We start from the raw sequence: 20,844 nt of genomic DNA, 5'->3' as shown, positions 1-20,844 counted from the left end.
GGCGCGGACACGCTGTCCCTTGCGGGGCCGCTCCGGTGAAGAATGGCGTCGCTCCCTTGCGGGGGCGGCGCCTTTCCTTTCACTCTCGCGTAACCGGCGAAATCGGCCTAAGCATCGCCCATGCCCAAGCTCGAAATCATCGAAGGCGCCGACGACAGCGCCATTGCCGCATGGTTCGCGGAGCGCCTCAAGGCGGCGCTGGCGATCAGTCCCGAGGACATCGCGGTGACCGTGCCCGGCGGTTCCACGCCGTTTCCGATCTTCGACCGTCTGGCGGCCATGGATCTGCCCTGGCACCGCATCGCGGTCTGGCCGGGCGATGACCGCATCGTCGACGAGGACCATCCGGCCAGCAATGTCGGCAAGATCCGCGCCCGGCTGGAACCCGTCGGCGCGCGGATCGTGGCGCTGAGCGAAGACGCGCAGCCGCCGCACTTTGCCATCGCCTGGCTCGGCATGGGTGGTGACGGGCACATCGCCTCGCTGTTTCCCAACACCGATCCGCAAGCGGACGATCCTTACGCGATCCGTCGCCTCACGCCCGATCCGCTACCGCAGGAGGCACCCTTCGATCGCCTGAGCCTCACCATTCCGGCCCTGACCGACAGCGACGAGATCGTCTTCGTGATTCGCGGCGCGGACAAGCGCGCGGTGTTCGAGGCGGCGGTGAAGGGCGAGCACGACCTGCCGGTCGCCCGCCTGCTGCGCGCCGCCCGGCACAAGGTGACGTGCTTCTGCTGAGCGCACTTCTGGGGCCGGCGCTCCGCCGCCTTCCGGCGCCTCTGCACCGCAGGCTCTATCGGCTGGCGCATTGGTGCCGCAAGCAGGTCTGGCGGATCTGGCAGCCCAGCCTCCATGGCGTGCGGGTGCTGGCGCTCGATGCCGAGGGCCGCGTGCTGCTGGTCCGGCATTCCTACGGTTCAAACAAGTGGATGCCCCCCGGCGGCGGCCTCAACCGCGCGGAAGAGCCCGTAGCTGCCGCCGAACGCGAACTGCTGGAGGAAACCGGCTGCCGGCTGGCCGAGGCGCGTCTGCTGACGGTGGCCACCGAGGATCTGGTCGGCGCCAGCAATCATGTCCATGTCGTGGCGGGGCGAACCGACGATAGCCCGCGCGTGGACGGCCGCGAGATCGTGGAGGCACGGTTCTTCGCCCTCGACGCCTTGCCCGGGCAGATGGCGGCGCGCCTTCCCGCCGAAATCCGGCGATGGGTGGCGGATTATCATGCCTGACGGGCCGACCCTGGAGACGCAGCGACTGCGACTGCGCCCGCCCGCCGGTGTCGACTTCGAGGCGATGCGGCAGATGTTCCGCGATCCGCGCGTCACGCAGCATATCGGCGGCAACCCGCTGCCACGCGCCGATGCCTGGATGCGTTTCCAGCGTGACGTGGGGCATTGGACGCTGGAAGGTTTCGGACAGTTCACGGTGCTGGAGAAGGCTTCCGGCCGTTATGTGGGCAAGCTCGGCCATGCAAGGTTCCTGCGCGACCTTGGACCGAACGCGGAAGCCGAGATCGAGATGACCTGGACCCTGGCCTCGGGGTTTCACGGTCAGGGCTATGGCTTCGAGGCGGGCCGCGCGGCCCTGGACTGGTTCGACGCGCTGGGACGGCAGCGCACGGCCTGCATCGTCGCGGAGGCGAACATGCCTTCGCTGCGGCTGGCGGCGAAGCTGGGATATCGGGAGATCGACAGGCTTGAAGGCATGCGGATCGTGTTGGTGCGCGACGCTCCGATAGAGTGAATCCTCCGTCGAAAACGGCCTCCGCCGAAATGGTCTTCGTCGTCCCGGACTTGATCCGGGACCGCTGGCAAATCTTGAGGCGATAGCTTGCGTGATAGCGCCCTGCCGCAAGATGGGCTGTTCCCTGCCAGCGGTCCCGGATCGAGTCCGGGACGACGTGCATTCAAAGTAGCGGCAACTGCCCGTCTTTCGATGGCCGGCTGTCCTGTTCTCCCCGCTCCAGCGCCGAAAGCGTCAGGCCCATCAGCCGGATCGGTTGGGGAAGGGGCAGCAGTTCTTCCAGCAGGACCTGGCCCAGCGCGGCGAACTCGGCCTTGTCGGCCACGAAGTGATGTACCGAGCGCGCGCGGGTGAGGGTGGTGAAATCGGCATAGCGCAGCTTCAGGGTGACCGTGCGGCCACGGGCCTCGGCGCGCTCTATGCGGTCCCAGACGATGTCGATGATATTGCCGAGCGTCTCGCGCAGGGCCTCGGTGCCGTGGATGTTCTCGAAGAACGTCCGCTCTCCGCCCACCGACTTGCGCGGCCGGTTGGCGCGCACTTGCCTGAGGTCCACGCCGCGCGCCGCCTGGAAGAGGTACTCTGCGAAGCTGCCGAACTGGGCGCGCAGGAAAACTATGTCCTTGGCCCGGAGGTCCGCCCCCGTTTCGATGCCCAGCCGGGCCATCTTCTCGGCGCCGCGCGGACCCACGCCGTGGAAGCGCCGCACCGGCAGCCCGGCCACGAACCGGGCGCCCTGGCCGGGGCGGATCACGCAGAGGCCATCGGGCTTGTTCTGGTCGCTGGCGAGCTTGGCGAGGAACTTGTTGTACGAGACCCCGGCGCTGGCGGTAAGGCCGGTCTCTTCCTTGATGCGCCGGCGGATTTCCTCGGCGATACGCGTGGCTGAACCGATGCCCCGGAGGTCCGCCGTCACATCCAGGTAGGCCTCGTCCAGCGAGAGTGGCTCCACATGGGGGGTATATTCGTGGAAGATCGCGCGGATCTGCTGGCTGACCGCGCGGTAGACCTCGAAGCGGGGCTTGCAAAAGATGAGGTCGGGGCAGAGCCGCGCCGCACGGGCGGAGGGCATGGCCGAACGGACGCCGAACTTGCGCGCTTCATAGCTGGCGGCGGCCACCACGCCGCGCAGCGAGGAGCCACCCACGGCCACCGGCTTGCCGCGCAGCGAAGGCTCGTCGCGCTGTTCCACACTGGCGAAGAAGGCATCCATGTCGACATGGATCACCTTGCGCAGACCGTCCGCCTCCTCTCCGCCCGCCTCCTCTCCATTAGCCGATTCGGTGTCGTGCGATGCCATCGTGGCGATATAGGGCCGATCCCGGCAAATGCGCCATCCGGAGCGCGAAAATGCTGGCCAGTGCGGCGCAAGTGCTGCATGCGCCGGACATGACCTCCGACAAAGCGAATCCCGCGCCCTTTCCGATGCGGGGGGTCGAGTTCGTCGTCCTCATGGCCGCGTTGCAGGCTCTCCAGGCGCTCTCGATCGATATCATGTTGCCCGCCCTGGGCGAGATCAGCCGCGATCTTTCGGTTGGCGATCCCAATCAGCGCCAGCTGATCGTCGGCGTGTTCCTGATCTGCACGGGGCTGGGATCGCTGTTTCCCGGCGCCATCGCGGACCGTTACGGACGGCGGCCGGTGCTGCTTTTCGCAACCATCTGCTATGTCCTAAGCGCGCTGGCCTGCGCGCTGGTCACCAGCTTCCCGATGATGCTGGCGGCACGCGCGGTTTCCGGGCTCTGTACCTCGGCGCTGATGGTCATGCCGATGACGGTGATCCGCGACCGCTTCGAGGGCGATCGCATGGCCAGCATGCAGTCGCTGGTGTCGATGACGTTCATGGTCGTGCCGATGATCGCGCCGATGGTCGGTCAGGGAGTCATGCTCGTGGCCGGCTGGCGCTGGATCTTCGGCCTCATCGCGGTACTGGGTGCCTGCGTCTGCGTGTGGACGGCCTTGCGCCTGCCGGAGACGTTGCACCCCGACTATCGGCAGGAAATCCGGCCCAAGGTGATCGCCACCAACATGGCGCTTACCCTGCGCACGCGCGAATCCGTGGGCTACCTGTTTGGCGTAGCCTTCGTGCAAGCCGCGATGTTCGGCTATATCAACAGCGCTCAGCAGCTGGTGGCCGAGCATTTCGGCGCGGGCTTCTTCTTCCCGGCAGTGTTCGGCGGCATGGCGCTGGTCATGGCTTCGACGAACTTCGTCAATTCGCGCATCGTCCAGCGTTTCGGCGCCCGGCGCGTCTCGCAGGTGGCGCTGTTCGGCTATATCGGCAGTGCGGTGATCCACTTCCTGATCTCGCTGCGGGGCGAGACGCTGTGGGTGTTCATCCCGCTCATGACGTTCTCGATGTGCATGATGAGCTTCATCGGCTCGAACTTCCAGTCGATCGCGATCCAGCCCTTCGCCCGAACGGCGGGCGCCGCGGCATCGATCATGTCGTTCGTGCGGATGGTGATGGGTTCGGTGCTGGGGGCGATGATCGGCCAAGCCTATGACGGCACGCCGCGTCCCATCCTTGCGGCGATGGTGGTGGCCGGGCTGACCGGGCTGATCTTCGTGCTCTATTCGGAACGCGGCAAGCTGTTCCGGCGCCTGAACTATCCGCCGGGCTACTACGCGGCAGGCAAGCGGCCCTGAGGCGTAAGGGGGGCATGAAAGCCCCCCATATCCGCTAGACGGCTCGGCCGCCGCGGAACAGCTGGACCAGGCCCACGACGATGGCGATCACCAGCAGAACGTGGATGAGCGCGCTGGACACGTGGAACACGACGAAGCCGAGCAGCCAGAGGACCAGAAGCACGGCGGCGATGGTGAAGAGCATGGTTGTTCTCCCTTATTGTTACGAAGTGTAAACGCGCGGTCGCTAAGGAGGCTCCCAACCTTTCGCCGTGGTTTTCATATCCTTCCGGCGGATTTCGGGTTTCGGGGGTGCCTCGGGCAAGGATGGGGCATTGTCGGTCCGCCGCGAGATTTTGGACCTGTCGCAGTTCTCGCCGCGAAGCGCACACGTCATCCTGAACTTGTTTCAGAATCCATCTTGCCAATGGAGCCGCCGTCGATGGTCAGGAATGGATCCTGAAACAAGTTCAGGATGACGGCGTGTGATGCGATGGCTCTGGGAGCCGCGCCAGCATCGCCTCAGGCCGGGAGGCGGCGCTCTCGAATGGTCAGGGATGACGGCGTGTAGGGTGACTGCTCTGGGAGGTCGCGCCCGTTCGGCTCAGGCCTGCGCGAGCGCTCTCAATTCGCGCCTCGACAGCACCGGACGGGGGGCTTCGTCCTTAGGTTCGCTCGCCGTGCGGGCTTCCTCCAGCGCCGTCCAGACATGGCTCAGCTTCTCGCCACGGCTGGTGCTCACGCGGTGGTCCCAGGCATGGGCGCCCAGCCGCTCGACTTCGCGGGCGATACCGCCGTAGATGTTGGCGGCCGAAAGCACGGCCCAACGCTGGCGAAAGGCCAGCCGCGTCGCTCCCACTCGTGCCGAAGCCTCGTAGTCGCGGGCCAGGGCACAGGCGCGGGCGACCATCGGCACCAGCGCACCGCGATAGTGCGGTTTGGTGACCTCGCCCGGCGGAATGTCCGCCTCCACCAGCCACTCCACCGGCAGGTAGCAGCGGCCATGGGCATCGTCCTCCCAGACGTCGCGCACGATATTGGCGATCTGGAAGGCGATGCCGAGGTCGCAGGCGCGGTCCAGCGTGTCGTCGTCGTCGGGCGCCACGCCCATCACCGCCGCCATCATCACCCCGACGGCGCCGGCGACATGGAAGCAGTAGCGCAGCATGTCCGCTTCCGAACGCGGGCGCCAGTCGGCCGCGTCGAGCGCGAAGCCGGCGAGGACATCCTCCACCATCGCCGGTGTCAGCGGCACTTCGCGCATGAGCTGGCCCAGCGCGTCGAAAGCGGGTGTGCCGGTGGTTTCGCCAGCCATGGCCAGTTCGGTGAGCGTGCGGATCGTCGCCAGCCGGTCTTCTGGCGAGAGGCGCGTGCCGAGCCGAACCGGACCGATGGCATGGCCGTGGTCCTGCTCGTCGGCGATATCGTCGCAGGCGCGGCACCAGGCGTAAAGCAGCCAGACCCGCTCGCGCGTCTCGCGATCGAACAGGCGGCTGGCGGCCGAGAAGCTCTTCGATCCCTTGCGGATGGAGCGGTGCGCCTCCTTCACGAGCCGCGCCCGGTCCAGAGCCTTGCCGCTCCTGATCACGCCGTTCGTGGCGGCTTCGAGGAGAGTTTCAGCCGCCACCCGCGATCCTCACAGCGTGCTGGCGTCCATGCGGACGATCGGGACGATCGGCTCGTGCGCTTCCATGCGTTCGAGCAGGAGGTCCAGTTCGGTTTCGGCCAGGATGATGCCCTGATGAGCGGGACGGACGAAGCCGACTTCGGCCATGTGGCGGTTGAAGGCGAGCAGTCCGTCGTAGAAGCCGAAGGAATTGAGCACGCCCACCGGCTTGTCGTGATAGCCGAGCTGGGCCCAGCTTACCGCTTCCCACAGCTCGTCCATGGTGCCGACCCCGCCGGGCAGGACCAGGAAGCCATCCGAGAGGCGCGTGAATTCGGCCTTGCGCTCGTGCATGGTCTTGACGACGTAAAGCTCGGTGCAATCGTGGTTGGCCACTTCGCCGCCCTTGCCATTGGCGCCGGTGAGTGCTTCGGGAATCACGCCGATCACTTCGCCGCCCTGTTCCAGCGCGCCGGATGCCACCGCGCCCATCAGGCCGAGGCGGCCGCCGCCATAGACGACGCCCAGGCCGCGCGCGGCAAGGGCGGCACCCACGTCGCGGGCAAGCTGGACGTAGCGGGGATCGGCGGGGGTGGCGGAGCCGCAATAGACGGCGATACGTTTCATCAGTCGCTAACCTTCAGTTGAACACGCGCGCCGTCCGGCAGATCCTTGGTTTGCCGGGCGAGATCGCCCGTCAGGTAGATCAGCTCGACAAGGCTGATCCTGACCAGATGCTCATGCCCGAAATCGCCGGACAGCAGTGCGGAAACCGTGCGGCTATAGACTTCGCCCATCGCGGTAAAGCCCAGGCGCTCTGTGGCGGCATCGACAAGGGCATCGGCGCGCCAGATGGCCTGCGTTTCGGCTAGCGCCATATGGGCCTGTGCCGCGGCTTCGTCTCCCAGGCGGTCCAGGCTCAGGATGTCCGGATCGAGATAATGAAACGCGCCCGCGCGGTCGACCACCAGCAGGTGGCCCATCAGGCTCTGGCCGACGATCTCGGCAAAATCCACGAGGGTCCAGCCCCATGCCTGCCGAAGCGCTTGCAGTGCCCGCGCCGTTTCGGCGACCACAGTCATTTCAGCCCTTCCAGCATGAGCTTCGCCGTCGCCTTCGCCGAACCGACGACGCCGGGGATGCCCGCGCCCGGATGGCAGCCCGCGCCCACCAGGTAGAAGTTCTTCAGCTTGTCGTCGCGGTTGTGGCCACGGAAGTAGGCGCTCTGCGTGAGCAGGGGTTCCAGGCTGAAGCCATTGCCGTTGTAGGCGCCCAGATCGCTTTCGAAATCGGGCGGGGCATAGTGGAACTTGGTGACGATGCGGTCGTCGATATCGGGGATCAGGCGGCGGCCGACCTCGGCCAGCACGCGCTGCTCCAGGATCGGGCCGGCTTCGTCCCAGTCGATCGGCAGCTTGCCCATGTTGGCAACCGGGACGAGCGCGTAGAACGTGCTCTTGCCAGCCGGCGCCATCGAGGGGTCGGTGACGGTGGGGTGATGAAGATAGATCGAGAAATCGCGCGGCAGCACGCCGTGCTCGAAGATGTCGTCCAGCAGGCCCTGATAGCGCGGGCCGAACAGGATCGTGTGGTGGGGAATGCCCGGCCAGGTGCCTTCCAGACCGAAATGGACGACGAAGAGGCTGGGCGAGAAGCGCTTCTTCTTGAGCTTGTGCGCCATGTCCTGGCCGCGCTGGTTGCCGGAGAGCAGGTCGCGGTAGGTGTGCATGATGTCGCCGTTGCTGGCGATGGCATCGAAGCGCTGCTTCCAGCCGCTGTCCGTCTCGACTTCGGTGACCTGGTCGCCCAGCGTGTGGATCTGCACGACCTTTTCGCCCAGGCGCAGTTCGCCGCCGAGCCGCTGGAACAGGCGGGCCATGCCCTGCGCCAGCTTGTTGGTGCCGCCGCGCGCCCACCAGACGCCGCCGTCCTTCTCCAGCTTGTGGATCAGGGCGTAGATCGCGCTGGTGGTCATCGGGTTGCCGCCCACCAGCAGCGTGTGGAACGACAGCGCCTGGCGCAGGTGCTCGTCCTTCACGTAGTGGCTGACCATCGAATAGACCGAGCGCCAGGCCTGGTAGCGGGCCAGCGCCGGAGCGGCCTTCACCATGCTGGAGAAATCGAGGAAGGCTTCATGCCCCAGCTTGACGTAGCCTTCCTGGTAGACCCCAGCGGCATAGCGCACGAATTCCTCGTAGCCCGCCATGTCCTTGGGCGCGACGCGATCGATTTCCCGCCGCAGAGCCAGTTCGTCGTTCGAATAGTCGAACGTGACGCCGTCGGTCCAGTTGAGGCGGTAGAACGGCAGGACCGGCATCAGGTCCACGTCGTCGGCGATGTCCTGCGAGGAAAGGGTCCAGAGTTCGCGCAGGGCGTCCGGATCGGTGATCACGGTGGGTCCGGCATCGAAGGTGAAGCCGTCCCGCTCCCAGGCGTAGGCCCGGCCGCCCACTTTGTCGCGCGCCTCGACCAGTGTGGTTTCGACACCGGCGCTCTGCAGGCGGATGGCGAGGGCAAGGCCGCCAAAGCCGGCGCCGATGACGCAGGCCTTCCTCATCGCGGCGCTCCTGCCAGGCCGAGATTGCTGAGCGGATAGCCGCCTCCGGCCAGGCTGGCCATGGCAGCGCCCACCGGCACCGGCGGCTTTCCGGCAAGAACCCTTGCCATGTCGGCAATACGCGGGCGGCCGGCGTAGAAGCGTTCGATCAGCCCTTCGGGCAGGGTGTAGAAGCGCTCAAGCACCGCCCGGCGTTCCTCCGGGCGTGCGGCCCCGAACAGCATGCGCGTCAACATCCGGTAGAAGCGCCCCCCGCGCCAATGATTTGCGGCCCATGCATGACTGGTCCTTCCTAGGCTGACGCCGGAGAGGTTGTCGAGAGCGGTCAGGTGCATGGCGAATCTTACTGCGTCGGGAAAGGAATAGGACGTCATCGGATTGACGAGGGCGGCGCGGGTTCCGGCACGCGCAACGCCGGGGTCGGCCGAAGCGTTCCAGAACCTGTCGAAATCGCCGCCGGCGATCACCGGCAGCACGCCGGCTTCCTCATAAGTGACGGAATCGACATGCCAACCCATGGAATCGACATAATCCCCGATCCTTTGGCGCAGCAGCGGCCGGTCGAGTGCGTGATCGCTGGAATAATAGGTGTCCTCGACGAAGACCTCGCGCTCGGAAAAGGGCAGGCAGTAGACGAAGCGATAGCCGTCATGCTGGGGCACGCGGGCATCCATCACCACCGGACGCTCCAGGCCGTGCGGCTTGGACAGGTGCAGCATACAGCCCAGGAACTTCTGCCATCCGCCGGTCAGGTGGGGCAGGCCATGGGCCCCGCGCGCGTCGATCACCGCTCCGGCCGCGATGCGCCGTCCATCGGCGAGCAGCACGGCGTCCGGCGAAGCTTCGGCGACGCGGGCGCCGGTCAGCAGGGACTCCGCGCCGAGCGTGGCCCGCACCAGGGCGTCGAGCCGGGCGCTGGTGACGCTTGCATAGGGCGTCGAAAGCAGGCGCGAATGGCCGGGGAAATGGACCGTGTAGCCGCTCCAGCGCCGGGCGATCAGCGGTTCCACCAGATCGCGGTGCTCAGGCGCCACGTCCGTCTCGAAGAACGACCAGACATGGTCGCCCCCCAGCCGCTCGCCCTGTTCGACCAGCAGCACGCGAAGCTCGGGCCGATGGCGCGCCATGGCAAGCGCGATCAGCGATCCGGCGAGGCCGCCACCCAGAATTGCCAGATCGGAGGAAAATTGGGCCATGAAAATACCGTTTAAGGACAGGTTATGCCTGCCGCAACTTGGCAGGGCAGGGGCTTTACGGCATTGTGATGACAATGACCGACGAATTGACTGTCTGCGACGCTTCTATCGCTGATGCCGCAGCCATTGCCGAGATCTATGCGCACTATGTGCTCGAAAGTACCGCAACTTTCGAGACGGACCCCCCTGACCTTGCCGAAAGTGCGCGCCGTATCAAGGAAATCGTCGACAGCGGCTATCCTTTCCTCGTCGTGCGCGAGGAGCAGAGCGGCCGGGTGATCGGGTTCGGCTTCGCCCATCGCTATGGGCCGCGCATCGGCTATCGCTACAGCGTGGAGACGACGATCTACGTCGCGCAGGACTGCATCGGGCGGGGCATCGGCGGGCGGTTGCTCGGCACGCTCCTCGAACAATGCGAGGAGCGTGGGTTCCGGCAGGCTTTCGCCGTCATCGCGGAGAGCGAGCCTGCTTCCGTAGTGCTTCACGCGCGCGCCGGTTTCCGGCCGGTGGGAACGCTGGACCGGGCGGGCTGGAAGCACGGCAAGTGGCTGGACGTCTTCATCATGCAACGGCAACTGGGAGAGGGCGACCAGAGCCTGCCGGACCGCGCGGCATGAGGCGGGCGCAGACGGTTCCCAAGATTTTCTAATTTTTTCAATCCACTTCGGTGACACCTAGGGTGCAACCCTTAGGGGTGGGATGCGTTGCGCGGGGAAACCTCATGAGGATCCCCAATGCGTATTTCCCTGATCGCCGCGCTGGTCGCCGGCGTCTCTATCTCCAGTTTTTCGGCCTCGGTCGCTTCGGCGCAGGAGGCCTCCCCTTCGGACAATGTCTATGAGCGGGATCACCTGACCATCGGCGTCGGCGCGATCTACGGCCCCAGCTACGACGGTTCCGATGACGAGGCGATCTCGCCCGTTCCGCTGGTTCAGGGCCGCTACAAGGGCATCGAGGTCAATCCCCGCGCGCGCGGCGTGGCCTTCAACCTGATCCCTTCGAGCCGCGACGCCAAGATCGACTTCTCGGCCGGACCGGTCGTAGGCGTCTCGTTCAACCGCAACCGCCGCATCAAGGACGCGGTCGTGCGCGCCGCCGGCAAGCTGGACGCCGCCATCGAACTGGGCGCGACGGCGGGCGTGACCGTCAACCGGGTGCTGAACCCCTACGACTCCTTCACCGTCTCGGCAGATGTGAAATGGGATGTCGCCGGCGCCCATGGCGGCATGGTGTGGCAGCCGCAGGTGACCTACATGACCCCGGTGAGCAAGGCGATGATCGTCGCCGTCAACGCCCGCGCGCGCCATACCGATGGCGATTATTCCCGCTACTATTACTCGGTGACACCCGAGCAATCCGCCGCTTCCGGCCTGCCGGTCTATGGGGCGAAGAGCGGCTGGGACAGCGTGGGCGCCGGTGCGCTGGTCGGCTACGACCTTTCCGGAGACTTGCGCGACGGCGGCTTCGCGCTGTTCGGTGTCGTCAATTACTCGGCCATGCTGAACAGTGGCAAGGACACGCCTTTTACCTCTCTGCGCGGTAGTGCCGATCAGTGGACGCTCGGCGCGGGCATCGCCTACACCTTCTAATTCTGTTTGAAAAAATGCCCGCAGGGGCATTTTTAAAGCGGCACCGGCCCCTCCGTTTTCTCAGGCGCCCCCACCCTACCCCCCAACGGTAGTATCCTGCGGGTGGTAGGGTGGGGGCGCCAGAAACCAATTGGGGCCGGTGCCGCAAAATTCGCGTATCGCGAATTTTCAAACGGTCTCTAGACCTCCGAAAGCGCCTGCCGGACCCGTTCGCGCAAGTCCGGCAGCACTTCGGCTTCGAACCAGGGATTTCGCGCCATCCACAGGCGACTGCGCCAGGCCGGATGCGGCAGCGGAAGCAGTCCGCCGGGCGCCTCCCGCCACTGTCGCACCGCTTCGGTGAGGTTCGGCGCGAAACCGCGCGGAAGGTAGAGCTTCTGCGCATATTGCCCGACCAGCAGGGTCAGCCGGATGTTCGGGAGGGCGGAGAGCAGCCGGTCGTGCCAGAGCGGCGCACATTCGCGGCGCGGCGGGAGATCGCCTCCCTTGCCCTTGCCGGGATAGCAGAAGCCCGCCGGCATGAGCGCGATTCCAGCGGGATCGTAGAACTGGGTCTTGTCGATCCCCATCCACGCGCGCAGCCTGTCCCCGCTGTCGTCGTCGAAGGGAAGGCCGCTTGCATGAACCTTGCTGCCAGGCGCCTGGCTGATGATCAGCAGGCGTGCCTCCTTGCCTGCCTGGACGACCGGGCGCGGGCCTTGCGGCAGGTCGGCGCAGGCGCGACAGTCGCGAATGGCGGTAAGAAGTTCCGGAAGGGAGGGAGCGTTCATGCCCCCTCCAGATGGCGAGCCGCCCGACGCACTGCAAGCACCGTACGCCGGGCGCGCAAGCCGGTTTGTCGAAGGCCCGTGTCCGAAGTGTCATATTCTCAACCGCGATGGTTGATAAAGCGTGGAAGCCGTCGCTAGATGGTGCTTTCGAATACCGGATGGAGCAGCCAGTTGAATACTCAGAATGGAAACGGCGCGCTTCCCGTTGCGATCGTGGGCGCGGGGTTCAGCGGAACCCTGCTGGCGATCAACCTCCTGCGCAATGGCGTGCGCGTGGTCCTGATCGAGCGCAAGGACGCCCAGCTCGCCAAGGGCCTGGCGTTCGGCACGCGATGGCCCGAGCATCTGCTCAACGTGCGCGCCGCCAACATGAGCGCTTTCCCGGATGATCAGGCCAATTTCCTGCGCTGGATCGGCCATAGCGGCGACGAGCAGGCCAACCGCTTTGTCCCGCGCCTGTCCTATGGCCTCTACTTGCGCGAACTCCTGATCCGGGCGCTGGCCGAAGCCGGGCAGAATGCCCTCATCGTCAATGCCGAGGCCTGCTCCACGCGCTTCGAGGACGGCCGCGTCGTCGTGGAAATGGCCGACGGAGACGAGATCGAGGCCCGCGCGCTGGTCCTGGCGCTGGGCAACTTCCCGCCTTCACCGCATCCGGTGCTGGCCGCCATTCCCGAGGATCGCCGCTTCACCGACCCCTGGCAGCCCGGCACGCTGGAGAAGATCGACGAGATCGATCACGTCCTGCTGATCGGCACCGGCCTTACGGCGGCCGACATGGTGCTCTCGCTCGACAAGGCCGGGTTCAAGGGCAAGATCACCGCGCTCTCGCGGCGCGGGCTCAAGCCCCTGGCCCATGCGGAGAGCGGCCCCTCGGTGAGCTACGTCCCCGCGCCAGAAGAGCGCGGCTCGCACCTCGTGCGCCGGGTGCGCGATCGCGCGGCCGAGATCGGCTGGCGCGCCGCCGTGGACGAATTGCGGCCGCACACCCAGAACCTCTGGCGCCGCCACGACGAGGCCGGGCAGCGCCGCTTCCTTCGCCATGCGCGCCCCTACTGGGACGTGCACCGCCATCGCCTGGCGCCGGATGTGGCAAGGCGCATCGCTGAGATCGAGGCGGAAGGGCGGCTGGAATTCGTCGCCGGCAAGCTCGTCGGCGCGGAGCAGACCGAGAGCGGCGTTTCGGTGGTCTATCGCCCGCGCGGGCAGGACAACCTCGTGCGACTGGACGTCTCCCGCACCATCAATTGCACCGGCCCCGAAGGCGACCTGATGCGCAGCGGTGCGCCGCTGGTGAAGGACTTGCTGGCACAAGGCAAAGTGCGTTCGGACGCGCATCGGTTGGGGCTCGATGTCGATCATCTCGGCCGGGTGCGCGATGCGGAAGGGGCGCCGCAGGATACTCTGTTTGCAGTAGGGCCGGTCACCAAGGGCGAGGCCTGGGAGATCGTGGCGGTGCCGGATATCCGGCGGCAGGTGTGGAACCTCGCGCGCTATCTGGCGGATGCGCACTGGGTTGGGGGTGAGGGGCTTTAGAGGAAGGGAAGACCCGGAAGATGATCCCCCGGACCCTCGGAATGTCGACCTCGCGCCTAGGCTATCCGTCGTGCGCTCCCTGCGGCGCAGCCTTTATGTCTCCCGACGCGGCCATGGGCGCACAGGGCTGTTGGTCGGCCCAGCCTCGACAGTATTGGGGGTGCAGGGGGTGTTGACCCCCCGCTTGTCCCTTTTCTTCAGAAGTCCTTGCGCAGCATGATCCCGGCATAACGCTTGTCATCGCGCGGCACGTAGCGGACGATCCCTGCCAGCGTGCCGTTGGCGAGGAAGTTCGAGTAGCTCTGGTTCGTGATGTTCTTCACGAAGCCGCGCAGCTGCCAGTCGCCGGTCGTGCCGATCAGCGCCACGCTGGCGTTCCAGATGTAGTAGCCCGGCTGGATCGTGCCCGGCGTCTGGGCCAGCTGGTACTGCGTGCGGCTCTTGAGCGTGAAGTCCGACTGCACTTCGAGGTCGAGCGAATCCGACAGCGCGAAGCGGTAGGCGGCGTTGCTGTAGAGCTTCCACTTCGGCGCGAAGGGCAGGACTTCGCCGTTGATGTCGCAGCTTGCCGGTGCGCCCTGCGGGCAGATGAAGTTCAACACCTTGGCGTCGGTATAGGCGACCGAGGTGTCCAGCGAGAGGCCCCGGATCGGGCGCAGGCCGAAGTCCAGTTCCACGCCCTTGGTCTGCACGGTGCCGGCGTTGATCAGGCGGGTGACCTGCGCACCGCCGACCACGTCGTTGTAGTTGGCCTGATAGTTGTGGAACTTGGTGGTGTAGACCGCCAGGGCATAAGTGATCTGGTTGCCCAGCGCCGAGCCCTTGATGCCGCCTTCGAACGAGTCCGAGGTTTCCGGCTTCAGCGCGATCTCGTCCAGCGGCGTGGTCGCGTTGAGCGAGCGCATGTTGAAGTAGGCGTTGTAGGCCGGGCCCTTGTAGCCGCGCGAATAGGTGAAATAGGCCTGGTTGTTGGCGGCGAAATCGAGCTGGAGACCGCCGCGATAGGAATCGCCGCGTGTCGAGGTGGAGCCGGCCGAATTGTGGTAGGCGCGGATGCCGGCGACGTCGAGCGCGGTCGCGCCCGAGTTCGTGGGATCGTTGGTCGACGTGCGGACGTGGTAGTAGCTGAGGTCGTCCCAGGTTGACCGGTAGCCCGCGATAGCACGCAGCCAGGGGGTGAAGTTGATGTTTGCTTCACCGAACAGGGCGTAGTTGTCGCTCTTCACGCCATAGTTCGCCACGCCCGTCACGGTGTTCTGCGCGCCTGAGATCAGGCGCGTGAGCGAGCGGGTGTAGACCTCGTCGGTCTTGGCGTGGAGGTAATAGGCGCCGACCACGTAGTCGATCAGCTTGCCCTTTGGCGAGGTCAGGCGGAGTTCCTGCGAGAACTGGCTGTTGTCCACGATGCCGCGATCGTCGCCTTCGGGGAAGGTGGCGGAGAGCTGCGACAGGGCGTCGTAGTCCTGGTGCTGGCGGTTCTTCCACTCACGATAGGCGGTGATCGAGGTGACGGTGTAGTCGCCCAGGCCCCACTCGGCGGTCAGCGAGCCGCCGTAGTTCTTGTCCCGCACGTCGGTGTCGAAGTTGGTGCTGACCTCGCGGTTTTCCGGGCCGGCGGTGATGCCCTGACCGGCCAGGAAGGCGGCGAGGGCCGGAAATGCGCTGATCGCGCCGGTGGGATACTGGATCTGGTTGGTGTTCGCGTAGACGCCGCTCGGCGTGGTGTCGTGCGAATAGAGGTAGTCGCCCGCCAGCGTGAGCTTGAGGTTGTCGACCGGCGTCGCCTCGATCTTGGCGCGGGCGCCGTAGCGCTCGTAGCCGTTCACGTCGTTGCCGGTGAAGACATTGTGCACATTGCCGTCATAGTTGGCGTAGAGGCCGTCGATCCGGGCCGCGACATTGGGCGCGATGCCGCCGGTGACGCCCGCCTTGATGCGGTATTCCTCGTCCGTGGTGGCGCTGCCTTCGGCATAGGCATGGAATTCCTGCGAAGGCGCGGCGGTGACCACGCTGATGACGCCGGCCGATGCGTTCTTGCCGAACAGCGTGCCCTGGGGGCCGCGCAGCACTTCGATGCGCGAAACTTCGCCGACGTCCAGCGTAGCCTGGCCGGGGCGGGTCAGGACGACGCCGTCGAGCACGGTGGAAACCGAGGATTCGACGCCCGGCGAGGTGCTGATCGTGCCGACGCCGCGGATGAAGACGGTGCGGTCCTTGTTGGAGGCGCCGTTGCGGAAGTCGACCGAAGGCACGGTGGCGCTCAGGTCCTGGAGGTTGTGGATCGCGCGGTCGTTCAGCGATTCGCCGCTGACGGCGGTGATGGCGATCGGCACCTGCTGGAGCGATTCGTCGCGGTAGCGCGCGGTAACGACGATTTCACCGGAAGCGGCGTCGGGGGCCTCTTCGGCATAAGCGGCGGCGGGAAGCAGGACCGCGGAAGCCAGCAGCAGGGTGCGGGCGGCGCGGAGCGAGGTAATGGTCATGGAATTCTCCCTGGATCGCGCGGCGCTAACTCAACTGTTTAAGTTGAGAAAGATAGTTTTCCTTTAGTCGCCTTATACGCGAGATGAATCGGCGTCCTCTGCGGGGACGATTTTGGGCATGGTGAGCTGAATCCAGCCCAGTGCAAGCAGGTAGGAGGTGGCCGCGAAAGCGAACAGCGGGCCATAGCCGAGCCCCGCCGCCAGCACGAGACCGGCGATCTTGCTGATCGCCGTGCCGCCCAGATTGCCGCAGAACGCGCCGAAGCCAGTGACGCGGCCCACCTTGTGGCGCGGGGTCACGTCGGCGATCAGGCCGAAGAGGTTGGTCGAGAAGCCCTGGTGCCCAGCCAGCGTCAACGCCATCAGGCCCACGGCGGGCCAGTAGCCCTCGACATGGAGCGCCAGCGGAACCGGCACCACGCAGAGCGCGGATATCAGCATCAGCGTCTTGCGGGTTCGGTTGGCGCTCCAGCCGGTCGAAAGCAGGCGGTTGGCGGCGAAGCCGGCGATCAGCGATCCGGCCGCCGACCCGCAGTATGCCAGCGCCAGCGGGGGCCCAAGGTCGGTGCCGGACAGGCCGAACTGGCGGTTGAAATAGTCCGGCATCCAGAACAGCATCAGCCACCAGGTCGCGTCGGAAAGGACTTTGGCCAGGGCGATCGTCCAGGTCCGCCCTTCCTTCAGGAACAGCTTGTCGCCCGAAATCAGGCTGCCTTCCACCGTCGGTTGCCGGTCCCCGAAATCCACCCCGCGCGAGGCGGCGAGCCAGGCCAGCACCCAGACAAGGCCCACGGCGCCCGCCAGCACGAAAGCCGCGCGCCAGCCCCAGACCGCTGCAATCAACGGGATCCCCAGCGGGGCCAGGATCGCGCCCAGGCTGTTCATGGCATTCGAAAGGCCGAAGCCCAGCGAGCGCAATTTCGGCGGGAAGATCGTGGCGATGGTCTTGACGCTCGCCGGCGTGCCCATCGATTCCGTGGCGCCCAACCCGATGCGGCAAAGCACGAACTGGCTGAAGGTGTGCGCCCAGCCATGCGTCATCGCCGCCAGCGACCAGGCCGCCACGCCCGCCGCATTGGCCCACTTCGCGCCCAGCCGGTCGACGATCCAGCCTGCTGCGAGGAAGCCGAACGCGGCGCCCGCCTGGAACCAGGCGGCCAAGGTGCCGTAGTCGTCGTCGCTCCAGCCGAGATCGGCCGCGATCGTCGGCTTCAGCACCGAGATGATCTGGCGGTCTACGAGATTGAGCACGCCCGCGGTGAGGGCGAGAGCGAAAAGCAGCCAGCGGCGGCGCGGGGACAGGGTCATGGGCGGCAGGTCTAGCGATGGTGGGAGGGAGGGGCGAACAAGAAATTCTAGGGGAAGGGAGAAGACCCGGGGGATGATCCCCCGGACCCTCGGAATGTCGCCGCTCCGCGCCACCTATCGGCTGTGCGCTCCTTGCGGCGCAGCCAATATGTCTTCCGGCGCTGCCATGGGCGCGTGAGGTAGTCGGTCCGCCTGACCTCGACGGTAATGGGGGTGCAGGGGGTATTGACCCCCTGCTTTTCCCTTGTTCTTAAAAAGCCAGCGGCCCGTGATCGATCTGGGGCAGCACATGCCGCGCGAACAGGTCCGCTTCGCGGGCATGGGGGTAGCCGGAGAGGATGAAGGCATCGATCCCCGCCTCGCGATAGGCCTGCAATTTAGCCAGCACCTGATCCGGATCGCCGACGATCGCCGCGCCGCATCCCGAGCGGGCGCGGCCGATGCCGGTCCAGAGGTTGTCCTCGGCATAGCCGTCATCGCTGGCGGTTTCCCGCAATGCCGCCTGCGCCTGCACGCCGACCGACTGCGAATCCAGCGAGCGCGCACGGATCGCGGCGCCCTCTGCCGCGTCGAGGCGGGAGAGCAGGCGGTCCGCCGCGCCGCGCGCTTCCGTTTCGGTTTCGCGGACGATGACGTGGACGCGGTACCCGAAGCGCAGGGTGCGGCCGTACTTTGCGGCGCGGGCGCGCATGTCGGCGATGGTTTCCTTCACCGCCTCCATGCGGTCCGGCCACATCAGGTAGACGTCGCAGCCCTTGGCGGCCACCTCGCGGGCGGGCTCGGAGAGGCCGCCGAAGTAGAGCGGCGGGCATTTCGAGCCCGGCGCGATCATGCGCGGCGCATCCAGCTTGAGGTTCCAGAAGCGGCCCTGATGGTCGAGCGACTGGCCCGAGAGCAGGGTGCGCAGGATCTCGATGGCCTCGGTGGTGCGCTCGTAGCGGGCGGGGCCGTCAAGGGTTTCGCCGGGCATCTCGCTGGAAATGATGTTGATGTTGAGGCGACCGCCCCCGACCTTGGGGCCCAGAATCTGGTCGATCGTCGCGATCTGTCGGGCAAGCTGCGCGGGCCACATCTCACCGATGCGCACGGCCATCAGCAGCTTGATGCGGCGGACCTGGGTGGCGATGGCGGCGGCGAAGGCGGTGGTGTCGATGCCGAGCGCATAGCCCGAGGGCAGCAGCACATTGTCGAAACCGCCTTCCTCGGCGGCCGTCACGATATTGCGGCAATGCTCCCAGCTGGAGCGCAGCATCGGGTCCGGCTGGCCGAGGAACTCGTAGTCATCGTCGCAGAGCGCCGAAAACCAGCTGATCTCGCATGGATCGCGTGTCACGGCAGGCGTGCTCCCATCGAGGCTTCGAGCACGGCATACCATTCCGAAGCCGTCCATTCGACCTTGAAGGCATCGCGCGAGGCGAGAATGCGCTCGGGGGTCTGCGAGCCGACGATGGGAATGGCGCTCGAGGGGTGCGTCATGATCCACGACAGCGCGGCGGCGGCGGCATCGGTGCCGTAGCGCTCGCCCTGGGCGGCGACCAGCTTCGCTACCGGGTCTTCCGAACCGGCGGCAAGGCGCCCGCCGCCCAGCGGCGACCATGCCAGCACCGCCACGTCGCGGGCCATCGCCTGGTCGAGCGTGCCGTCATAGAGCGGCGCATAGCGCGCGGCCGAGAATTCCGGCTGGGTCGAGACGATGGGGAAGGGCAGGTAGGCCTGGAGCGCCTCGAACTCGGCGGGGCTGTAGTTGGACACGCCGATGGCCTTGACCTTGCCGCTCTCGACCATGGCGGCGAGGGTTTCGGCCACGTCGCGCGGGTGGGCCAGGAAGTCGCGGCGGTGGATCTGGTAGAGTTCGACCGAGGGCAGGCCAAGGCGTTCGAGCGAAGCTTCGAGCGCCTTGTTCAGGTAGTCCGGGCTGGAGTCGTAGGGAATGCCCAGCACGATGCCGCCCTTGGTGGCGATGGTCATCCGGTCGCGCAGGTCCGGGCGGGCGGCGAGCGCCTTGCCCAGCAGCAGTTCCGCGCCGCCGAAGCCGAGCGCGGCGTCGCAGCCGTAGATGTCGGCGGTGTCGAACAGGGTCACGCCTGCCTCAAGCGCCGCCTCGATGCGGGCGACGATGGCGCCGATGTCGTCGTTACCGTCGGGTCGGGCGAGCCGCCACATGCCCCAGGCAATCGGGAAAACGGAAATTCCGCTCTTGCCGAGCGGGACGGGTTGGGCCGATAGGGCCCGCGTCGTGAGCGTGGTCATGGACCGCCACATGGCACATGGAGTCGTGAAATGGTAGAGACGCTGCGTTACGGAATTGTCGGCACCGGGATGATGGGTGTCGAGCACATCCACAACCTCAAGATCCTCGAAGGTGCCGAAGTGGTCGCCATCGCCGATCCCGAGCCGACTTCGCTCGGCTGGGCGAAAGATGCGCTGGGCGACAAGGCCGAGGGCGTCGCCGAATATGCCGACAGCGCCAGCATGATCGCCAATGCCGGGCTCGATGCCGTGGTGGTCGTCTCGCCGAATTTCACGCACCGCGCGGTGCTGGAGCCGTTGCTGGACAGCGACGTGGCGATCCTCTGCGAAAAGCCGCTCTGCACGACGATGGAAGACGCCCGCTGGGTGGTGGAGCGGGCCGAGGCCCGCAAGGCTCCGTTCTGGACCGGCATGGAATATCGCTTCATGCCGCCCGCCAAGGCCTTCATCGACGAGATCCACGGTGGCAGGATCGGCCGCCTGCACATGCTCTCGATCCGCGAGCATCGCTTCCCGTTCCTGGTGAAAGTGCGCGACTGGAACCGCTTCTCCGTGAACACCGGCGGCACCATGGTGGAGAAGTGCTGCCACTTCTTCGACCTCATGCGCCTGATCACCCGTTCGGAGCCGGTGCGGGTCTATTGCTCGGGCGCGATGGACGTGAACCATCTCGACGAGCGCTATGAAGGCCGCCGGCCTGACATCATCGATAACAGCTTCACCACCGTCGATTTCGCGGACGGCAGCCGCGCGCTGCTCGATCTGTGCATGTTCGCCGAGGGCGCCGAGCATCAGGAAGAAATGAGCGCGACCGGCGACAAGGGCCGCCTCGACGTGCTGATCCCGCCGGGCGATCTCGTCTGGTCGCCGCGCGTGCCGTGGCCGGGGCCGAAGTCGGTCGAGCGCTGGCATGTGGCGGTGGACGAAGCGGCGATGGAAGCCGGTTCGCATCACGGCGCGACGTTCTACCAGCACGAAGCCTTTGCCCGCGCGGTTCGCGGCGAGGGCGATGTCCAGGTGACGGCGCGCGACGGTCTGATGGCAGTGGCGATCGGCGCTGCGGCCGAACTCAGCGCGCGCGAGAAGCGCGTGGTGGAGATGGCCGAGCTGCTGGGGTGATGTCCGAGGTGTAGGCGGATATGACGTTGAGTCGTTGGATATTCCGTCGTCCCGGA

20 protein-coding genes are annotated in these 20,844 nt (G+C 66.4%); 8 read left to right on the top strand and 12 right to left on the bottom strand.

What is annotated here, in order from left to right:
* The first annotated feature begins 120 nt into the window (after positions 1 to 120).
* Genes ACI3K3_RS08190 through ACI3K3_RS08180 form a run of 3 tightly spaced genes read left to right on the top strand, consistent with a single transcriptional unit; the run spans position 121 to position 1,746 of the window.
* Positions 121 to 741: a 6-phosphogluconolactonase gene (locus ACI3K3_RS08190; protein ID WP_404913110.1), complete on the top strand. Its 621-nt coding sequence runs from the start codon at positions 121 to 123 to the stop codon at positions 739 to 741.
* Entirely contained in the window at positions 729 to 1,232 is a 504-nt protein-coding gene (locus ACI3K3_RS08185; protein ID WP_404913109.1) for an NUDIX domain-containing protein, read from the top strand. The genes ACI3K3_RS08190 and ACI3K3_RS08185 overlap by 13 nt, the downstream gene beginning before the upstream one ends.
* The gene (locus tag ACI3K3_RS08180; protein WP_404913108.1) at positions 1,225 to 1,746 is read left to right on the top strand and encodes a GNAT family N-acetyltransferase; all 522 of its coding nucleotides are present in this window, start codon (positions 1,225 to 1,227) and stop codon (positions 1,744 to 1,746) included. The genes ACI3K3_RS08185 and ACI3K3_RS08180 overlap by 8 nt, the downstream gene beginning before the upstream one ends.
* 163 nt (positions 1,747 to 1,909) lie before the next feature.
* Here the strand turns inward: ACI3K3_RS08180 and dinB are convergent, their stop codons facing one another.
* Positions 1,910 to 3,046 carry a DNA polymerase IV gene (dinB, locus tag ACI3K3_RS08175; RefSeq protein ID WP_404913107.1) on the bottom strand — a complete coding sequence of 379 codons (1,137 nt, stop codon included), beginning with the start codon at positions 3,044 to 3,046 and terminating at the stop codon, positions 1,910 to 1,912.
* Positions 3,047 to 3,096: 50 nt separating this feature from the next.
* Between dinB and ACI3K3_RS08170 the strand changes: the two genes are divergently transcribed.
* On the top strand, positions 3,097 to 4,395 hold the full coding sequence (locus ACI3K3_RS08170; RefSeq protein WP_404913106.1) for a multidrug effflux MFS transporter: 1,299 nt from the start codon (positions 3,097 to 3,099) through the stop codon (positions 4,393 to 4,395).
* Positions 4,396 to 4,429: 34 nt separating this feature from the next.
* Here ACI3K3_RS08170 and ACI3K3_RS08165 read toward each other — a convergent pair whose 3' ends face one another.
* From ACI3K3_RS08165 to crtY, 6 genes are all read right to left on the bottom strand, one after another.
* Positions 4,430 to 4,579, bottom strand: a complete 150-nt coding sequence (locus ACI3K3_RS08165; RefSeq protein ID WP_021232111.1) for a lmo0937 family membrane protein — start codon at positions 4,577 to 4,579, stop codon at positions 4,430 to 4,432.
* Between the two features lie 399 nt (positions 4,580 to 4,978).
* Complete coding sequence (locus tag ACI3K3_RS08160; protein ID WP_404913147.1) at positions 4,979 to 5,959, bottom strand: phytoene/squalene synthase family protein; 981 nt, start codon at positions 5,957 to 5,959, stop codon at positions 4,979 to 4,981.
* Positions 5,960 to 6,010: 51 nt separating this feature from the next.
* Positions 6,011 to 6,607 carry a TIGR00730 family Rossman fold protein gene (locus ACI3K3_RS08155; protein WP_404913105.1) on the bottom strand — a complete coding sequence of 199 codons (597 nt, stop codon included), beginning with the start codon at positions 6,605 to 6,607 and terminating at the stop codon, positions 6,011 to 6,013.
* On the bottom strand, positions 6,607 to 7,062 hold the full coding sequence (locus ACI3K3_RS08150) for a hypothetical protein (RefSeq protein WP_404913104.1): 456 nt from the start codon (positions 7,060 to 7,062) through the stop codon (positions 6,607 to 6,609). Before ACI3K3_RS08150 ends, ACI3K3_RS08155 begins: the two co-directional genes overlap by 1 nt.
* Positions 7,059 to 8,537, bottom strand: a complete 1,479-nt coding sequence (locus tag ACI3K3_RS08145; RefSeq protein WP_313436593.1) for a phytoene desaturase — start codon at positions 8,535 to 8,537, stop codon at positions 7,059 to 7,061. The genes ACI3K3_RS08150 and ACI3K3_RS08145 overlap by 4 nt, the downstream gene beginning before the upstream one ends.
* Complete coding sequence (gene crtY / locus ACI3K3_RS08140) at positions 8,534 to 9,733, bottom strand: lycopene beta-cyclase CrtY (RefSeq protein WP_404913103.1); 1,200 nt, start codon at positions 9,731 to 9,733, stop codon at positions 8,534 to 8,536. The genes ACI3K3_RS08145 and crtY overlap by 4 nt, the downstream gene beginning before the upstream one ends.
* 74 nt (positions 9,734 to 9,807) lie before the next feature.
* Between crtY and ACI3K3_RS08135 the strand changes: the two genes are divergently transcribed.
* A complete protein-coding gene (locus tag ACI3K3_RS08135) occupies positions 9,808 to 10,350 on the top strand; it encodes a GNAT family N-acetyltransferase (protein ID WP_404913102.1) in 543 nt (180 codons plus the stop codon).
* A 117-nt stretch (positions 10,351 to 10,467) separates the two neighbouring features.
* The gene (locus tag ACI3K3_RS08130; RefSeq protein WP_404913101.1) at positions 10,468 to 11,322 is read left to right on the top strand and encodes a MipA/OmpV family protein; all 855 of its coding nucleotides are present in this window, start codon (positions 10,468 to 10,470) and stop codon (positions 11,320 to 11,322) included.
* 179 nt (positions 11,323 to 11,501) lie between these two features.
* Here ACI3K3_RS08130 and ACI3K3_RS08125 read toward each other — a convergent pair whose 3' ends face one another.
* Positions 11,502 to 12,092: a uracil-DNA glycosylase family protein gene (locus ACI3K3_RS08125; RefSeq protein WP_404913100.1), complete on the bottom strand. Its 591-nt coding sequence runs from the start codon at positions 12,090 to 12,092 to the stop codon at positions 11,502 to 11,504.
* Positions 12,093 to 12,263: 171 nt separating this feature from the next.
* On the opposite strand from ACI3K3_RS08125, the gene ACI3K3_RS08120 reads away from it, so the two are divergent.
* Positions 12,264 to 13,628: an FAD/NAD(P)-binding protein gene (locus tag ACI3K3_RS08120; RefSeq protein ID WP_404913099.1), complete on the top strand. Its 1,365-nt coding sequence runs from the start codon at positions 12,264 to 12,266 to the stop codon at positions 13,626 to 13,628.
* 197 nt (positions 13,629 to 13,825) lie between these two features.
* Here ACI3K3_RS08120 and ACI3K3_RS08115 read toward each other — a convergent pair whose 3' ends face one another.
* The 4 genes from ACI3K3_RS08115 to ACI3K3_RS08100 form a co-directional block, all read right to left on the bottom strand.
* Positions 13,826 to 16,111, bottom strand: coding sequence for a TonB-dependent receptor (locus tag ACI3K3_RS08115; RefSeq protein ID WP_404913098.1), 2,286 nt, complete (start codon positions 16,109 to 16,111; stop codon positions 13,826 to 13,828).
* Positions 16,112 to 16,183: 72 nt separating this feature from the next.
* The gene (locus ACI3K3_RS08110) at positions 16,184 to 17,419 is read right to left on the bottom strand and encodes an MFS transporter (RefSeq protein WP_404913097.1); all 1,236 of its coding nucleotides are present in this window, start codon (positions 17,417 to 17,419) and stop codon (positions 16,184 to 16,186) included.
* A 250-nt stretch (positions 17,420 to 17,669) separates the two neighbouring features.
* On the bottom strand, positions 17,670 to 18,752 hold the full coding sequence (locus ACI3K3_RS08105; protein WP_404913096.1) for an LLM class flavin-dependent oxidoreductase: 1,083 nt from the start codon (positions 18,750 to 18,752) through the stop codon (positions 17,670 to 17,672).
* Positions 18,749 to 19,669 (bottom strand): aldo/keto reductase family oxidoreductase, encoded by a 921-nt coding sequence (locus tag ACI3K3_RS08100; protein WP_404913095.1) that lies wholly within the window; start codon positions 19,667 to 19,669, stop codon positions 18,749 to 18,751. The genes ACI3K3_RS08105 and ACI3K3_RS08100 overlap by 4 nt, the downstream gene beginning before the upstream one ends.
* Before the next feature lie 30 nt (positions 19,670 to 19,699).
* On the opposite strand from ACI3K3_RS08100, the gene ACI3K3_RS08095 reads away from it, so the two are divergent.
* Complete coding sequence (locus ACI3K3_RS08095) at positions 19,700 to 20,788, top strand: Gfo/Idh/MocA family protein (RefSeq protein ID WP_404913094.1); 1,089 nt, start codon at positions 19,700 to 19,702, stop codon at positions 20,786 to 20,788.
* Positions 20,789 to 20,844 lie beyond the last annotated feature (56 nt).

It is taken from the genome of Novosphingobium sp. ZW T3_23 (genome assembly GCF_044987305.1).
Taxonomy (GTDB): domain Bacteria; phylum Pseudomonadota; class Alphaproteobacteria; order Sphingomonadales; family Sphingomonadaceae; genus Novosphingobium.
The sequence above is the reverse complement of the archived record's forward strand: the minus strand, read 5'-3'. Positions and strand labels throughout refer to the sequence as shown.

Bases quoted from the DNA above. Each gene is read 5' to 3' on its own strand.
- ACI3K3_RS08190 (WP_404913110.1), top strand. From the start codon at position 121: ATGCCCAAGCTCGAAATCATCGAAGGCGCCGACGACAGCGCCATTGCC.
- ACI3K3_RS08180 (WP_404913108.1), top strand. From the start codon at position 1,225: ATGCCTGACGGGCCGACCCTGGAGACGCAGCGACTGCGACTGCGCCCG.
- dinB (WP_404913107.1), bottom strand. From the start codon at position 3,046: ATGGCATCGCACGACACCGAATCGGCTAATGGAGAGGAGGCGGGCGGA.
- ACI3K3_RS08170 (WP_404913106.1), top strand. From the start codon at position 3,097: ATGCTGGCCAGTGCGGCGCAAGTGCTGCATGCGCCGGACATGACCTCC.
- ACI3K3_RS08165 (WP_021232111.1), bottom strand. From the start codon at position 4,579: ATGCTCTTCACCATCGCCGCCGTGCTTCTGGTCCTCTGGCTGCTCGGC.
- ACI3K3_RS08155 (WP_404913105.1), bottom strand. From the start codon at position 6,607: ATGAAACGTATCGCCGTCTATTGCGGCTCCGCCACCCCCGCCGATCCC.
- ACI3K3_RS08150 (WP_404913104.1), bottom strand. From the start codon at position 7,062: ATGACTGTGGTCGCCGAAACGGCGCGGGCACTGCAAGCGCTTCGGCAG.
- ACI3K3_RS08145 (WP_313436593.1), bottom strand. From the start codon at position 8,537: ATGAGGAAGGCCTGCGTCATCGGCGCCGGCTTTGGCGGCCTTGCCCTC.
- crtY (WP_404913103.1), bottom strand. From the start codon at position 9,733: ATGGCCCAATTTTCCTCCGATCTGGCAATTCTGGGTGGCGGCCTCGCC.
- ACI3K3_RS08135 (WP_404913102.1), top strand. From the start codon at position 9,808: ATGACCGACGAATTGACTGTCTGCGACGCTTCTATCGCTGATGCCGCA.
- ACI3K3_RS08130 (WP_404913101.1), top strand. From the start codon at position 10,468: ATGCGTATTTCCCTGATCGCCGCGCTGGTCGCCGGCGTCTCTATCTCC.
- ACI3K3_RS08125 (WP_404913100.1), bottom strand. From the start codon at position 12,092: ATGAACGCTCCCTCCCTTCCGGAACTTCTTACCGCCATTCGCGACTGT.
- ACI3K3_RS08115 (WP_404913098.1), bottom strand. From the start codon at position 16,111: ATGACCATTACCTCGCTCCGCGCCGCCCGCACCCTGCTGCTGGCTTCC.
- ACI3K3_RS08110 (WP_404913097.1), bottom strand. From the start codon at position 17,419: ATGACCCTGTCCCCGCGCCGCCGCTGGCTGCTTTTCGCTCTCGCCCTC.
- ACI3K3_RS08100 (WP_404913095.1), bottom strand. From the start codon at position 19,669: ATGACCACGCTCACGACGCGGGCCCTATCGGCCCAACCCGTCCCGCTC.
- ACI3K3_RS08095 (WP_404913094.1), top strand. From the start codon at position 19,700: ATGGTAGAGACGCTGCGTTACGGAATTGTCGGCACCGGGATGATGGGT.